A 14,750-nucleotide genomic window follows, 5' to 3' on the forward strand; every position below is an offset into this window, starting at 1 on the left:
GCTGCGATCTTTTGATGTTGCTTGAAAGGCAAAATTCATGGCGCCTGATCTGCCGCTTTCGCGAGCAAGCCCGCTCCCACATTGGATCTCTGTCGTACACAAATACTGTGTCCACTGAAGATCCAATGTGGGAGCGAGCCTGCTCGCGAAGAACGATTACACGGTCTCTGCCAATGCTGCCGCCAACGCGTCAAACCCTTGCAGCAACAGCCGATCATCCCCCGCCGAATGACACACACTCGCCCTGATGAACTGCGGCACCGCCCCCTGCCCAACCGCAAACATCTCGGCAGTCGCCACCAGAAAATTATTCTCCTTAAGCTCCGCCGCGATCTGCGACGCCCGCCACGGGTCGGGCACTTCGATCCAGAAGTGCGGGCTGTGAGGATGCGTTTTGTACGCCAACCCATCCAGCCGCCCAGCGACCAAGGCCTTGCGCCGACTGATCTCAACCGTCTGCCGGCCCAACAACTGCTCCGCCGTGCCATTTTCAATCCACCGACTCGCCACCTCCAGCGTCAGAGGGCTAGCCATCCAGCACGTCCCGCGCACCGCCGCGCTCAAGCGTCCGATCAACGGTTGCGGCGCATGCAGGTAACCCACCCGTAATCCCGCCGAAACCGCTTTGCTCAGGCTACCGATCAGCACCGAGCGCTCCGGGGCAAAATAGCTCAAGGGTAATGGTCGCTGTTGCGCCAATACCGCGTGGGCTTCGTCTTCGAAGATCAGCAGATTGTGCTGACGACAGACTTCAACTATCGCCTCGCGCCGTGGGACGGACATCACTGCCGCCGTGGGATTCTGGATCGTTGGCGTGCAATACAGCGCTGAGATGCGGTGGTTGCGACAAGCCTCATTCAGGGCGTCAGGCATCAGCCCTTCCGCGTCCATTGCGACGCCGATGAGCTTGATCCCGAGCAGGCGTGCGACGCTGATCAGCCCCGGGTAAGTCAGGTGCTCCGTAACTAACGTGTCACCCGCCTTCAACAGCCCCGTCAAAGCACACAACAGGCCGTGCTGACCGCCGTTGACGCAGACAATTTGCTCTGCATTCGCAACAAACGCCTGGTGTCGTAGCCAGTGTGCGCCTGCCGCACGATAGCGAGGCAATCCGGCCTCAGCGGTATAACCGCCGATGCGTTGCAACGCCACAGGATCAAGGGCCAGTGCTTGCAAGCTTTGACTCAAAAATAGCGCTTCGTCCCCGGGAATCGGTTGATTGCGGCTCATGTCAAAAAACGGCTGCGGCTCATCACTCACATTGCGAAAACCACCGTCACGCGGCCGCTCCATCCCGTGCTGACGCACATAGGTGCCGTCTCCTACACGAGCGACGACCAATCCCACACGCTCCAGCTCGCCATACGCGCGACTGATGGTGCCGATGGTCACGCCGAGGCTGTCGGCCAACAGTCGATGGGGTGGCAATTTGCAGCCCGGCTCGATCAACCCTTGGGTGATGCCTTTCTCGACGGCATCGGCCAGGCGTTTGTATTTCACGCCCAAGCCGTTGGCAAGGCCATCACGCAGGATTGACACCATGGCAATACTTACTTTGACAGTCATTCAAGCCCCGAATAGCGTGCTTAAAACAGGTTCAATCAGGGATAGACCTTTTGCAGATGAAGGTCAATTCCGACGATAAAAGGAGCTCGATCATGTCCGTCGCCATCAGTGCGTCTTCACCTCATGCAAGACCCTGGCTAGCCGTAGTGATTACCAGCGCGCTGTTCTTGATCGTTTGCCTCAGCTGGGGCACCACATGGCTGGGCATCAAGATTGCGGTAGAAACGGTGCCGCCGCTGACCGCTGCCGGCCTGAGGTTCCTGATCGCGTTCCCGCTGTTCTTGAGCTTTGCGCTTTTGCGGGGTGAACCGCTGTTGTTCCCGAGGCAAAGCCGCTGGTTTTTCGTGTTCGTGACGCTGTCCTATTTCAGCCTGCCGTACTACTTGCTCAACTATGGAGAAATGCATGTTTCATCAGGGCTCACGGCACTGCTGTTCAGTTGCATGCCCGTGTTCATCCTGCTGTTTTCCGCACTGTTTCTGCGGGAGAAAATCTACCTTTCCCAAGTGCTCGGCATCGCCATCGGCTTCGGCAGCCTGTTCATGATTATTCGTAGCCAAGGGTTGCACCTGGACGATGCGGAAGGGTTCGGGGTGCTGGCGATTCTCTGCGCGGCGGTGATGCATGCGCTGTGCTATGTGGTGACCAAAAAACACGGCAGTGCAATCAGTGTGATCACCTACAACACCCTGCCGATCGGCATCGCCGGTTTGATGCTGTTTGTCGCGGGCCTGAATGTCGAAGCGCCAGTGTTTGCTGCGATCAGCCTGCGCTCGTGGAGCGCCCTGCTCTATCTGGGGCTGGTGGCGTCGGTGGGCGGGTTTATTGTCTATTTCCTGCTGCTCAAAAGGCTGAGCCCGATCATCCTGTCGTTTGTCTTCATCATTTTTCCGGTGTTCGCCGTCGTCATCGGCGCCTGGTACGAGGGGCAACCCCTGTCCGGGGAACTGATGATGTACTCGGCGATTTTGCTGACGGGGTTTGCGATCACCAAGCTACCCATCGAAAAATGGTTCAAAGCTTGAAATGCAAACTCCTGTAGGAGCTGCCGTAGGCTGCGATCTTTTGATCTTAAAAAATCAAGATCAAAAGATCGCAGCCTGCGGCAGCTCCTACAGGGGGGGGCTAGATGACGAACAGGTCCATGAAGCGGTTGACCGGGGTGGCTTCAAGCGCAGCCTGATCCTTGCACAACGCAAAAATCTCGGCGCTACGCTGGGCCGTGAAGCGGGTCGCCAGATTGGTCTTGAACTTTTCCTCCAGCAACGGGATGCCATCGGTACGGCGACGGCGATGACCGATCGGGTACTCAACCACCACGTTCTCGGTGCTGGTGCCGTCCTTGAAGAACACTTGCACTGCATTGGCGATGGAGCGCTTGTCCGGCTCCAGGTATTCCCGGGTATAGCGCGGCTCTTCGACGATGACCATTTTGTCGCGCAGTACGTCGATGATCGGATGCTCCGCGTGGAAGTCATCTTCGTATTGCTCAGCCACCAAATTGCCGAAGGCCAGTGGCACGGCGGTCATGTACTGAATGCAGTGGTCGCGGTCGGCAGCGTTGGCCAACGGGCCGACCTTGGAAATGATGCGAATCGCCGACTCGTGAGTGGTGATGACAATTTTGTCGATCTCGTGCAAACGATTTCTGACTTGAGGGTGCAGGATTACCGCTGCTTCGCACGCGGTTTGCGCGTGGAATTCGGCAGGGAAGCTGATTTTGAACAGCACGTTTTCCATCACGTAGCTGCCGTACTTCCGGGAGAAACTGAACGTGCGTTTGCCTTCAGGCTTGAGCGCCAGGTCATTGTTGGTGTGGCTGAACAGCACGTCGTAGAAGCCCCACTGCCTGGCGCTGAGCACGCCAGGAATACCCATCTCGCCACGCATCGCGATGTCCGCCAGCCGCACGCCGCGACTGGACGCATCGCCGGCCGCCCAGGATTTTCGCGATCCGGCATTCGGCGCATGCCGGTATGTGCGCAGCGCCTGGCCGTCGGCGAACGCGTGGGACAACGCGGACAGCAGCTGCTCGCGATTGGCCCCCATCAGTTTGGCGGTCACGGCGGTCGAGGCGACTTTCACCAGGATCACGTGATCGAGGCCGACTCGGTTGAAGGAGTTTTCCAGTGCTATGACGCCTTGAATCTCGTGGGCCATGATCATGGCTTCGAGTACAGTGCGAACAGTCAGCGGCGTGTCGCCATTGGCCAGGCGTTTTTGCGACAGGTGATCGGCCACCGCGAGAATGCCGCCGAGGTTATCGGACGGATGGCCCCATTCGGCAGCGAGCCAGGTGTCGTTGTAGTCGAGCCAGCGGACGATGCAACCGATGTCCCAGGCGGCTTTGACCGGGTCGAGGCGAAAGCTGGTGCCAGGCACGCGGGCGCCGAACGGGACGACGGTGCCTTCAACGATGGGGCCCAGGTGTTTGGTGCATTCGGGGAAGCGCAGGGCCAGGAGGCCGCAGCCGAGGGTGTCGATCAGGCAGTTGCGGGCGGTATCCAACGCTTCTTTGGATTCGATGTTGAAAGTCAGGACGTAATCGGCAATGTCCTGCAGGACCGTGTCGTAGTCGGGGCGGTTGTTCAGGTCGACGTTGGCGCTCATGTTCGATTCACTCTTGAAGTGGTTCGTTGATGGAGGACCTCGGTTCAGGACTAATCTTTCTTATTCTTGAAATGCGCCCCCCCTGTAGGAGCTGCCGAAGGCTGCGATCTTTTGATCTTGATTGTAAAAGCAACATCAAAAGATCGCAGCCTTCGGCAGCTCCTACAGGGGGTATGTGTCAGTTAGAAAGAGTCGCCCGGCACACGGACGAAGCCTTCCATCAACACCCGCGCACTGCGGCTCATGATGGCTTTGTTCACGGTCCATTCACCGTTGATCTGACTGGCTTCTGCCCCTACACGCAACGTGCCCGACGGATGGCCGAAACGCACAGCATTGCGTTCAATGCCGCCTGCCGCGAGGTTCACCAAGGTGCCGGAAATGGCGGCGGCCGTACCGATAGCGACGGCTGCCGTGCCCATCATCGCGTGGTGCAACTTGCCCATCGACAGCGCGCGTACCAACAGGTCGACATCACCCGCCGCAATCGCCTTGCCGCTGGACGCCACGTAGTCGGCTGGCTTGGCAACGAACGCCACTTTCGGCGTGTGCTGACGCTTGGCCGCTTCGTCCAGGTTCGAAATCAGCCCCATGCGCAGGGCGCCGTAAGCACGGATGGTCTCGAACATGGCCAAGGCTTTCGGATCACCGTTGATCGCGCCTTGCAACTCGGTGCCTGTGTAGCCGATGTCTTCAGCATTAACGAAAATCGTCGGGATGCCGGCATTGATCATGGTCGCCTTGAAGGTCCCGACGCCGGGCACTTCGAGGTCATCCACCAAGTTACCGGTAGGGAACATCGAACCGCCGCCGCCCTCTTCTTCCGCCGCCGGGTCCATGAACTCGACCTGCACTTCGGCGGCCGGAAAGGTCACGCCGTCGAGTTCGAAATCGCCGGTTTCCTGCACTTCGCCGTTGGTGATCGGCACGTGGGCGATGATGGTCTTGCCGATGTTGGCTTGCCACACGCGCACCACGGCAATGCCGTTCTGCGGAATGCGGCTGGCGTCCACCAGGCCGTTGCTGATGGCGAACGAACCGACCGCTGCCGACAGGTTGCCGCAGTTGCCGCTCCAGTCGACGAAAGGCTTGTCGATCGAGACTTGACCGAACAGGTAATCGACGTCGTGATCAGCCTTGATGCTTTTCGACAGGATCACGGTTTTACTGGTGCTGGAGGTCGCGCCGCCCATGCCGTCGATTTGCTTGTCGTACGGATCGGGGCTGCCGATGACGCGTAGCAACAAGGCATCGCGGGCCGGACCTGGAATCTGTGCCGCTTCGGGCAAATCTTTCAGGCTGAAGAACACGCCTTTGCTGGTGCCGCCACGCATGTAGGTGGCGGGAATCTTGATCTGAGGTGCGTGAGCCATGGTGCTCCTTACTCCTTGAAAACAGACACGGGACTTGAAGTCCCGTGTCTGCACAGCCTGTGTTAGACGGCGACCGCCGATTCTTCGAGGAAGTCCTGGGCGAAACGTTGCAGTACGCCGCCGGCCTCGTAGATCGACACTTCTTCGGCGGTGTCGAGGCGGCAGGTCACCGGCACATCGACGCGCTCACCGTTCTTGCGATGGATGACCAGCGTCAGCTCGGCGCGCGGCGTACGCTCACCGATCACGTCGTAGGTTTCGCTACCATCGATGGCCAGCGTGTGGCGGTCGGTGCCCGGTTTGAATTCCAGCGGCAACACGCCCATGCCCACCAGGTTGGTGCGGTGAATGCGCTCGAAGCCTTCGGCCGCAATCGCTTCCACACCCGCCAGACGCACACCTTTGGCCGCCCAGTCGCGGGACGAACCCTGACCGTAATCGGCACCGGCGATGATGATCAGCGGCTGCTTGCGATCCATGTAGGTTTCGATCGCTTCCCACATGCGCATCACTTTGCCTTCCGGCTCGACGCGAGCCAGCGAACCCTGCTTGACCTTGCCGTTTTCCTGAACCATTTCGTTGAACAGTTTCGGGTTGGCGAAGGTCGCGCGCTGCGCGGTCAAGTGGTCACCGCGGTGAGTCGCGTAAGAGTTGAAGTCCTCTTCCGGCAAGCCCATTTTCGCCAGGTATTCGCCGGCGGCGCTGTCGAGCATGATCGCGTTGGAGGGCGACAGGTGATCGGTGGTGATGTTGTCCGGCAGCACCGCCAGCGGGCGCATGCCCTTGAGCGGACGCGCGCCGGCCAGTGCGCCTTCCCAGTACGGCGGGCGACGGATGTAGGTGCTCTTTTCGCGCCAGTCGTACAGCGGCGTCACTTTCGGGCCGGTGTCTTCGTGGATGGCGAACATCGGAATGTAGACCTGACGGAACTGCTCCGGTTTGACCGAGGCCTTGACCACCGCGTCGATTTCTTCGTCGCTCGGCCAGATGTCTTTCAGGCGAATTTCCTTGCCGTCGACCACACCCAACACATCTTTTTCGATGTCGAAACGGATGGTGCCGGCGATGGCGTAAGCCACGACCAAAGGCGGCGACGCAAGGAAGGCGTTCTTGGCGTACGGGTGAATCCGGCCATCGAAGTTGCGGTTACCGGACAGCACGGCAGTGGCGTACAGATCGCGGTCGATGATCTCTTGCTGAATCACCGGATCCAGCGCGCCGGACATGCCGTTGCACGTGGTGCACGCGAACGCCACGACGCCGAAGCCCAGCTGCTCCAGTTCAGTGGTCAGGCCGGCTTCATCGAGGTACAGCGCCACGGTTTTCGAGCCCGGTGCCAGGGACGATTTGACCCACGGCTTGCGGGTCAACCCGAGCTTGTTGGCATTGCGCGCCAGCAGGCCGGCAGCGATGACGTTGCGCGGGTTGCTGGTGTTGGTGCAGCTGGTGATGGCGGCGATGATCACCGCGCCGTCCGGCATCTGGCCTGGCACGTCATCCCACTGACCGGAGATGCCTTGCGCAGCGAGATCGGACGTCGCGACGCGGGCGTGCGGGTTGCTCGGGCCAGCCATGTTGCGCACTACCGAGGACAGGTTGAAGGTCAACCCGCGCTCGTATTGCGCACCTTTCAGGCTGTCGGCCCACAGGCCGGTGGTCTTGGCGTAATGCTCGACCAACTGCACTTGCTCGTCTTCACGGCCGGTGAGTTTGAGGTAGTCGATGGTCTGCTGGTCGATGTAGAACATCGCGGCCGTGGCACCGTACTCCGGGGCCATGTTGGAAATGGTTGCGCGGTCGCCCAGGGTCAGGGCCGAGGCGCCTTCACCGAAGAACTCCAGCCACGCGCCGACGACTTTCTGTTTACGCAGGAATTCGGTCAGCGCCAGCACCATGTCAGTGGCGGTGATGCCGGGTTGCAGCTTGCCTGTCAGCTCGACGCCGACGCTTTCCGGCAGGCGCATCCACGACGCGCGACCGAGCATCACGCTTTCTGCTTCCAGACCACCGACACCGATGGCGATCACGCCCAGCGCATCGACATGCGGGGTGTGACTGTCGGTGCCGACGCAAGTGTCGGGGAATGCCACGCCATCGCGCACCTGGATCACCGGAGACATTTTCTCCAGGTTGATCTGGTGCATGATGCCGTTGCCCGGCGGGATCACGTCGACGTTTTTGAAGGCCTTTTTGGTCCAGTTGATGAAGTGGAAACGGTCTTCGTTGCGACGGTCTTCGATGGCGCGGTTCTTCTCGAACGCCTCCGGATCGAAACCACCACGCTCGACGGCCAGGGAGTGGTCGACGATCAACTGCGTCGGCACCACCGGGTTCACTTGCGCCGGATCGCCACCTTGCAGGGCGATGGCGTCACGCAGGCCGGCGAGGTCGACCAGCGCGGTCTGGCCAAGAATGTCGTGGCACACCACGCGGGCCGGGAACCACGGGAAGTCGAGGTCGCGTTTGCGCTCGATGAATTGCTTCAGGGATTCGGTGAGCGTGGCCGGGTCACAGCGACGCACCAGGTTTTCCGCCAGCACGCGGGAGGTGTATGGCAGGGTGTCATAGGCCCCAGGCTGGATGGCTTCGACAGCCGCACGGACGTCGAAGTAATCCAGATGGCTGCCGGGCAGCGATTTGCGGAATTCAGTGTTCATCGTCAGGACTCGGTCACGGTAATTTCAAAAGATGGGGCTGGCACGGCCCTGAACTGAAACCGGATCAAATGTGGGAGCGGGCTTGCTCGCGAAAGCGGTGTATCAGTCGACATCAATGTTGGATGTCAGTCCGTCTTCGCGAGCAAGCCCGCTCCCACAGTGGTTCCCGGTTCCTTCAGTAATCAGTGCCAGTGCCCACCATTCAGCGTTGTTCGATTGGCACGAACTTGCGCTGTTCGACGCCGACGTACTCGGCGCTTGGACGGATGATGCGGTTGTTGGCACGTTGTTCGAACACATGCGCTGCCCAGCCGGTCAGGCGCGAGCAGACGAAAATCGGTGTGAACAACTTGGTCGGGATGCCCATGAAGTGGTACGTCGACGCATGGTAGAAGTCGGCGTTCGGGAACAGCTTCTTTTGCTCCCACATGGTCTTGTCGATGGCCTCGGAGACCGGGAACAACACCGTGTCGCCCACTTCTTCGGCGAGTTTTTTCGACCAGCCCTTGATCACTTCGTTACGCGGATCGTTGTCTTTATAGATCGCGTGGCCGAAGCCCATGATCTTGTCCTTGCGCTCGAGCATGCCGAGGGTGCCTTTGATCGCCTCTTCAGGCGAGCTGAAGCGCTCGATCATTTCCATCGCCGCTTCGTTGGCGCCGCCGTGCAGCGGACCGCGCAGGGAACCGATGGCTGCGGTGATGCAGGAGAACATGTCCGACAGCGTCGATGCGCAAACCCGTGCGGTGAAGGTCGAAGCGTTGAACTCGTGTTCCGCATAGAGAATCAGCGAAACGTTCATCACTTTGACGTGCAACTCACTCGGCTTCTTGTCGTGCAGCAGGTGCAGGAAGTGGCCGCCGATGGACTGTTCGTCGCTCACGCAGCTGATGCGCTTGCCGTCGTGGCTGAAGCGATACCAGTAGCACATGATCGCCGGGAATGCGGCCAGCAGGCGGTCAGTCACGTCGTGCTGTTCGGAGAAATCTTTCTCCGGTTCGATGTTGCCCAGGAACGAGCAACCGGTGCGCATCACGTCCATCGGGTGGGCGTCGGCGGGGATGCGTTCCAATACTTCTTTGAGGGCTTGCGGCAGGTCACGCAGCTTGCTCAGCTTGCTGACGTAAGCGGCGAGTTGTGCTTTGGTCGGCAGTTCGCCGTAAAGCAGCAAATAGGCCACTTCTTCGAACTGTGCGTCAGCCGCCAGGTCGCGAACGTCGTAGCCGCGATAGGTCAGACCGGCGCCCGACTGGCCCACGGTGGACAATGCGGTTTGTCCGGCAACCTGGCCACGGAGCCCGGCGCCACTGAGTACTTTTGCTTCGGCCATTGCTGTCTCCAATCTTGAAATTATTAGGGGATCTGCAAATACACTGGACGGGATGCACCCCGCCTCTGTAGGAGCGAGCTTGCTCGCGATGGTGGACGGCCCACCGCGTTGTATCAGGGGGCCCGCGTTAGCGTTAACGTCCATCGCGAGCAAGCTCGCTCCTACAGGGTTATTTTTTAGCAGCAAACAACGCATCGAGCTTCTGCTCGAAGGTGTGGTAATCGATGCGATCGTAAAGCTCCATGCGGGTCTGCATGGTGTCGATGACGTTCTGTTGCGTGCCGTCGCGACGAATCGCGGTGTAGACGTTTTCCGCCGCCTTGTTCATCGCGCGGAAAGCCGACAGCGGGTACAGCACCAGCGATACATCGGCACCGGCCAATTGCTCGGTGGTGTACAGCGGCGTCGCGCCGAATTCGGTGATGTTGGCCAGGATCGGCGCTTTCACACGGTTGGCGAACAGCTTGTACATGTCCAGCTCGGTGATGGCTTCCGGGAAGATCATGTCGGCGCCGGCCTCGATGCACGCCGCGGCGCGATCCAGTGCGGATTCCAGACCTTCCACCGCCAGGGCGTCGGTACGGGCCATGATCACGAAGCTGTCGTCGGTGCGCGCATCGACGGCGGCCTTGATGCGGTCGACCATTTCCTGCAGCGACACGATCTCTTTATTAGGACGGTGACCGCAGCGCTTGGCGCCGACCTGGTCTTCGATGTGAATCGCCGCCGCGCCGAACTTGATCATCGACTTGACGGTACGCGCGACGTTGAACGCCGAAGAACCGAAACCGGTGTCAACGTCCACCAGCAGCGGCAGGTCGCAGACGTCGGTGATACGGCGCACGTCGGTCAGCACGTCATCCAGGCCGGTGATGCCCAGGTCCGGCACACCGAGGGAGCCGGCAGCCACCCCGCCACCCGACAGGTAAATCGCCTTGAAACCGGCGCGCTTGGCCAGCAGTGCGTGGTTGGCGTTGATCGCGCCGACGACTTGCAGCGGATGTTCGCTGGCGACCGCATCGCGGAAACGCTGGCCTGGAGTGCTCTTGTTGGAACTCATGACTCACCTCGTTCAGTGGCTGTCGGGTTAGCGCCGTCCTGGTAGTGACGGGCGATATTGCGTTTCGAGGCGCCGATGTGGCGGCGCATCAACAACTCGGCCAGCTCACCGTCACGGTCGGCGATGGCATCGAGAATTCGGTGGTGCTCGGCAAAGGCCTGGTGCGGGCGATTGGGCGTGGTGGAAAACTGGATGCGGTACATGCGCACCAGTTGATAGAGCTCGCCGCAAAGCATCTGGGTCAGGGTACGGTTGCCGCTGCCCTGGATGATTCGGTAATGGAAGTCGAAATCGCCTTCCTGCTGGTAATAGCCTATGCCGGCTTGAAACGCCTCATCGCGCTCGTGGGTTTCGAGGACGCGGCGCAGTTCGTCGATTTCTTCGACCGTCATGCGTTCGGCGGCCAGGCGGCAGGCCATCCCTTCAAGGGATTCACGGATTTCGTAGAGTTCCAGCAGCTCGGCGTGGCTCAGCGAAACGACCCTCGCCCCGACGTGCGGCACACGGACCAGCAGGCGCTGGCCTTCCAGGCGGTGGATCGCCTCGCGTAGCGGCCCACGGCTGATGCCATAGGTGCGCGCCAGTTCCGGCTCGGAAATCTTGCTGCCCGGTGCGATTTCGCCCTTGACGATGGCGGCCTGAATGCGGCGGAAGACATTCTCGGAAAGTGTTTCCGAATCGTCTTGCGTAATGACCGGGGGATCGAGTTGATCCAGCATATTGTCGACACCTTGAAAGCTGATGCCGCAAAAACTAGCGAATACAGGCCTAAGAGTCAAAGAAAAAATACGTATTGTCGACAATCGTCTAAGAACCAACCGCACCATAACGAAGCAGTACTGCTGTTTATAGCCGTCGGCCAGCGCTGGCGCCATAAAACCACCGTGCTAGAATGCCGCCCGCATTTGTTTGTGACGTCTGCACGGCTTGTCACAAAGAGCTGTTAGGCATACGAGAGAGCTTGCGCAGCAATGCCAGGGCCTTGAATCGAAGTACGGACCGCTGCGCACCAGGATTTATGAGACTCAAGCCCTTCCCCACCTTCCTTTATCTTCTTTGCCTGCCCGGTTTTGCCGCAGCAGGGGAAAAGACCGTGTATGGCCTCAATGAGTACGCATCCCTGGACGGCATCGACCTGGAAGTCGCCGCCAAGCTCGATACCGGGGCAAAAACCGCGTCCCTGAGTGCTCGCGACATCAAACGTTTCAAACGCAATGGTGAGTCCTGGGTGCGTTTCTATCTGGCCATCGACGCCGCTCATTCGCACCCGATCGAACGACCACTGGCCCGGGTCAGCAAAATCAAGCGCCGGGCCGGTGACTACGACCCGGAAGAAGGCAAGAAGTACACCGCCCGTCCGGTGATCGAACTGGATATCTGCATGGGCTCGGCTTTACGCAGCATAGAAGTGAATTTGACCGACCGCAGCGCCTTTCAATACCCGCTCCTGATCGGCTCCGAAGCGCTCAAACGCTTCGATGCGCTGGTCGATCCCAGCCTTAAATACGCTGCTGGCAAACCCGCCTGCGCCATCGACGCTCATACCGCAGAGTAATTCCAATGCGCTCTCTTACCCTCCATCTGAAACTGCTGATCGCCATCCTGGTGGTCCTGGGCATTTCAGTTACGGCCTATCAAATCTTCGTGCTCGGGATTCCCGTGACCGAAGACGCCACCGACGACTTGTGGAACATCGACGCCAAGGTCGAGTTCGTCGCCAGTGCCAAGGACCCGGTCAAGATCCAGATGTTCGTGCCGCCGCTGAGCCGCGATTACGTCAGCCTCAACGAGAGCTTCATCTCCAATAACTACGGCGTGGCGGTGAATCGTGTCGACGGCAACCGCAAGGTGACCTGGTCGGCGCGTCGGGCCAAAGGCAACCAGACCCTTTATTACCGTCTGGTGCTGACCAAGCGCTACACCGGTGAAAAATCCAAGGTCAAAGGCCCGACTTTCCGCGACAGCATTGCGGTGGAAGGCCCGGAAAAAATCGCTGCCGAAGCCCTGCTCGCGCCGATTCGCCAGCACTCGGCCGACGTTGAAACCTTCATCGGCGAAGCCATCAAGCGTGTCAACAATCTCAGCGACGACAACGTGAAACTGCTGCTGGGCGGCGATCCCTCCACCGCCAACAAAGCCAAAATCGTCGAGCTGGTACTGTCCATCGCCCACGTGCCGGTGGAAAAGGTCCACACCATTCGTCTGGTGGCCGACCAACCACAAATTCCGGAACTCTGGCTGCGCAGCTTTAACGGCACCGACTGGCTGTACTTCAACCCCGAAACCGGGGAACAGGGCCTGCCGACCGACCGCCTGCTGTGGTGGACCGGCGATGAAAACCTGATCACCGTTGATGGCGGCAAGAAAGCCAACGTGACGTTCAGCCTGAACAACAGTGAAATGAACGCCATTCGTCTGGCCAAGCTGACCGACGAAAACACCGACGCCAACTTCCTCGAATACTCGTTGTACGGTTTGCCCCTGCAAACCCAGCAGACCTTCATGATCATGGTGATGATCCCGATTGGCGTGCTGGTGATTTTGATCCTGCGCAACCTGATCGGCATTCAGACCCTCGGCACCTTTACCCCGGTGCTGATCGCCCTGGCCTTCCGCGAAACCCAGCTCGGCTTCGGTATTGCACTGTTCACGATCATCACGGCGCTGGGGCTGTCGCTGCGCTCCTACCTTGAACACTTGAAGCTGCAAATGCTGCCGAGGCTGTCCGTGGTGCTGACGTTTGTGGTGGTGCTGATTGCGGCCATCAGCCTGTTCAGTCATAAACTTGGCCTGGAGCGCGGGTTGTCGGTGGCACTGTTCCCGATGGTCATTCTGACCATGACCATTGAACGCCTGTCGATCACCTGGGAAGAGCGCGGTTCCGGCCATGCCATGAAAGTGGCGATCGGCACGTTGTTCGCCGCGTCCCTGGGGCACCTGATCATGACCGTGCCGGAACTGGTTTACTTCGTGTTCACCTTCCCGGCGATCCTGTTGATTCTGGTGGGCTTCATGCTGGCCATGGGTCGTTATCGCGGCTATCGCCTGACCGAACTGATCCGTTTCAAGGCGTTCCTGAAAAAGGTTGACGCCTGATGTTCGGTCTCTGGAAGACCTGGAAGGCCCTTGAAGCCCAGGGCATCATGGGGATCAATCGGCGCAACGCGGACTACGTGCTCAAGTACAACAAACGCAGTCTGTACCCGATCGTCGATGACAAGATCATCACCAAGGAGCGCGCCATCGCCGCCGGGATCCATGTGCCGGAATTGTATGGCGTGATTTCCACCGAGAAGGAAATCGACAACCTCGAGGAGATCATCGGCGGGCGCAACGACTTCGTGATCAAACCGGCCCAGGGTGCGGGCGGTGATGGCATCCTGGTGATCGCCGACCGCTTCGAGGGCCGTTATCGCACGGTGTCTGGCAGGATCATCAGCCATGAGGAAATCGAGCATCAGATTTCCAGCATCCTGACCGGTCTCTATTCCCTGGGCGGTCACCGTGACCGCGCGCTGATCGAATACCGCGTGATCCCGGACCAGATCTTCAAAAGCATCAGCTATGAAGGCGTGCCGGACATTCGCATCATTGTGCTGATGGGTTACCCGGTGATGGCCATGCTGCGTTTGCCGACGCGCCAGTCCAACGGCAAGGCCAACCTGCACCAGGGCGCTATTGGCGTTGGTGTCGACCTCGCCACCGGCCTGACCCTGCGCGGCACCTGGCTGAACAACATCATCAACAAACACCCGGACACCACCAACGCAGTGGATGGCGTGCAGCTGCCGTACTGGGACGGCTTCATGAAACTCGCCGCCGGCTGTTATGAGCTGTGCGGGCTGGGTTACATCGGTGTCGACATGGTGCTGGACCAGGAGAAAGGGCCGCTGATTCTTGAGCTTAATGCCCGGCCGGGGCTGAACATTCAGATTGCCAATCATTGCGGGCTGACATTGCGTACGCATGCGGTCGAAGCGCGACTGGAAGCGCTGAAGGCTCGCGGGGTGACCGAGACTGCGCAGGAACGGGTCGAGTTTGTTCAGGAGATGTTTGGGCATATTCCTGCGGTTGAGGGTTGACCTGTGGCGAGGGGATTTATCCCCGTTGGGCAGCGAAGCGGCCCCAAAATCAGGCCTGCTGCGCAGTCCAAC

The 14,750-nt window shown here is 59.7% G+C and carries 11 protein-coding genes; 4 read left to right on the plus strand and 7 right to left on the minus strand.

Annotation, left to right across the window (positions count from 1 at the left end; translation table 11 throughout):
- Window positions 1–156: 156 nt before the first annotated feature.
- Complete coding sequence (locus tag JFU37_RS04640; protein WP_201113424.1) at window positions 157–1,566, minus strand: aminotransferase-like domain-containing protein; 1,410 nt, start codon at window positions 1,564–1,566, stop codon at window positions 157–159.
- Between the two features lie 92 nt (window positions 1,567–1,658).
- Here JFU37_RS04640 and JFU37_RS04645 point away from each other — a divergent pair, with 92 nt between their 5' ends.
- Window positions 1,659–2,591 carry a DMT family transporter gene (locus JFU37_RS04645; RefSeq protein WP_201113426.1) on the plus strand — a complete coding sequence of 311 codons (933 nt, stop codon included), beginning with the start codon at window positions 1,659–1,661 and terminating at the stop codon, window positions 2,589–2,591.
- A 100-nt stretch (window positions 2,592–2,691) separates the two neighbouring features.
- Here JFU37_RS04645 and prpD read toward each other — a convergent pair whose 3' ends face one another.
- The 6 genes from prpD to JFU37_RS04675 form a co-directional block, all read right to left on the minus strand.
- Complete coding sequence (gene prpD, locus JFU37_RS04650; RefSeq protein ID WP_201113435.1) at window positions 2,692–4,176, minus strand: 2-methylcitrate dehydratase; 1,485 nt, start codon at window positions 4,174–4,176, stop codon at window positions 2,692–2,694.
- 182 nt (window positions 4,177–4,358) lie between these two features.
- On the minus strand, window positions 4,359–5,549 hold the full coding sequence (prpF, locus tag JFU37_RS04655) for a 2-methylaconitate cis-trans isomerase PrpF (protein WP_201113444.1): 1,191 nt from the start codon (window positions 5,547–5,549) through the stop codon (window positions 4,359–4,361).
- A gap of 62 nt (window positions 5,550–5,611) precedes the next feature.
- On the minus strand, window positions 5,612–8,206 hold the full coding sequence (acnD, locus tag JFU37_RS04660; protein WP_201113446.1) for a Fe/S-dependent 2-methylisocitrate dehydratase AcnD: 2,595 nt from the start codon (window positions 8,204–8,206) through the stop codon (window positions 5,612–5,614).
- Between the two features lie 202 nt (window positions 8,207–8,408).
- On the minus strand, window positions 8,409–9,536 hold the full coding sequence (prpC, locus tag JFU37_RS04665) for a bifunctional 2-methylcitrate synthase/citrate synthase (RefSeq protein ID WP_201113448.1): 1,128 nt from the start codon (window positions 9,534–9,536) through the stop codon (window positions 8,409–8,411).
- Window positions 9,537–9,705: 169 nt separating this feature from the next.
- Complete coding sequence (gene prpB / locus JFU37_RS04670; RefSeq protein WP_162438309.1) at window positions 9,706–10,596, minus strand: methylisocitrate lyase; 891 nt, start codon at window positions 10,594–10,596, stop codon at window positions 9,706–9,708.
- Entirely contained in the window at window positions 10,593–11,312 is a 720-nt protein-coding gene (locus tag JFU37_RS04675; RefSeq protein ID WP_201116400.1) for a GntR family transcriptional regulator, read from the minus strand. Before JFU37_RS04675 ends, prpB begins: the two co-directional genes overlap by 4 nt.
- 302 nt (window positions 11,313–11,614) lie before the next feature.
- Here JFU37_RS04675 and rloA point away from each other — a divergent pair, with 302 nt between their 5' ends.
- The 3 genes from rloA to JFU37_RS04690 are packed head-to-tail and all read left to right on the plus strand — an operon-like array spanning window position 11,615 to window position 14,678.
- The gene (gene rloA, locus JFU37_RS04680; protein WP_201113450.1) at window positions 11,615–12,151 is read left to right on the plus strand and encodes a retropepsin-like aspartic peptidase RloA; all 537 of its coding nucleotides are present in this window, start codon (window positions 11,615–11,617) and stop codon (window positions 12,149–12,151) included.
- Between the two features lie 5 nt (window positions 12,152–12,156).
- Window positions 12,157–13,692 (plus strand): osmotic stress tolerance membrane protein RloB, encoded by a 1,536-nt coding sequence (rloB, locus tag JFU37_RS04685; protein ID WP_201113452.1) that lies wholly within the window; start codon window positions 12,157–12,159, stop codon window positions 13,690–13,692.
- The gene (locus tag JFU37_RS04690; protein ID WP_201113454.1) at window positions 13,692–14,678 is read left to right on the plus strand and encodes an alpha-L-glutamate ligase-like protein; all 987 of its coding nucleotides are present in this window, start codon (window positions 13,692–13,694) and stop codon (window positions 14,676–14,678) included. Before rloB ends, JFU37_RS04690 begins: the two co-directional genes overlap by 1 nt.
- Window positions 14,679–14,750 lie beyond the last annotated feature (72 nt).

The sequence above is a fragment of the Pseudomonas sp. TH41 genome (genome assembly GCF_016650695.1).
Classification (GTDB): domain Bacteria; phylum Pseudomonadota; class Gammaproteobacteria; order Pseudomonadales; family Pseudomonadaceae; genus Aquipseudomonas.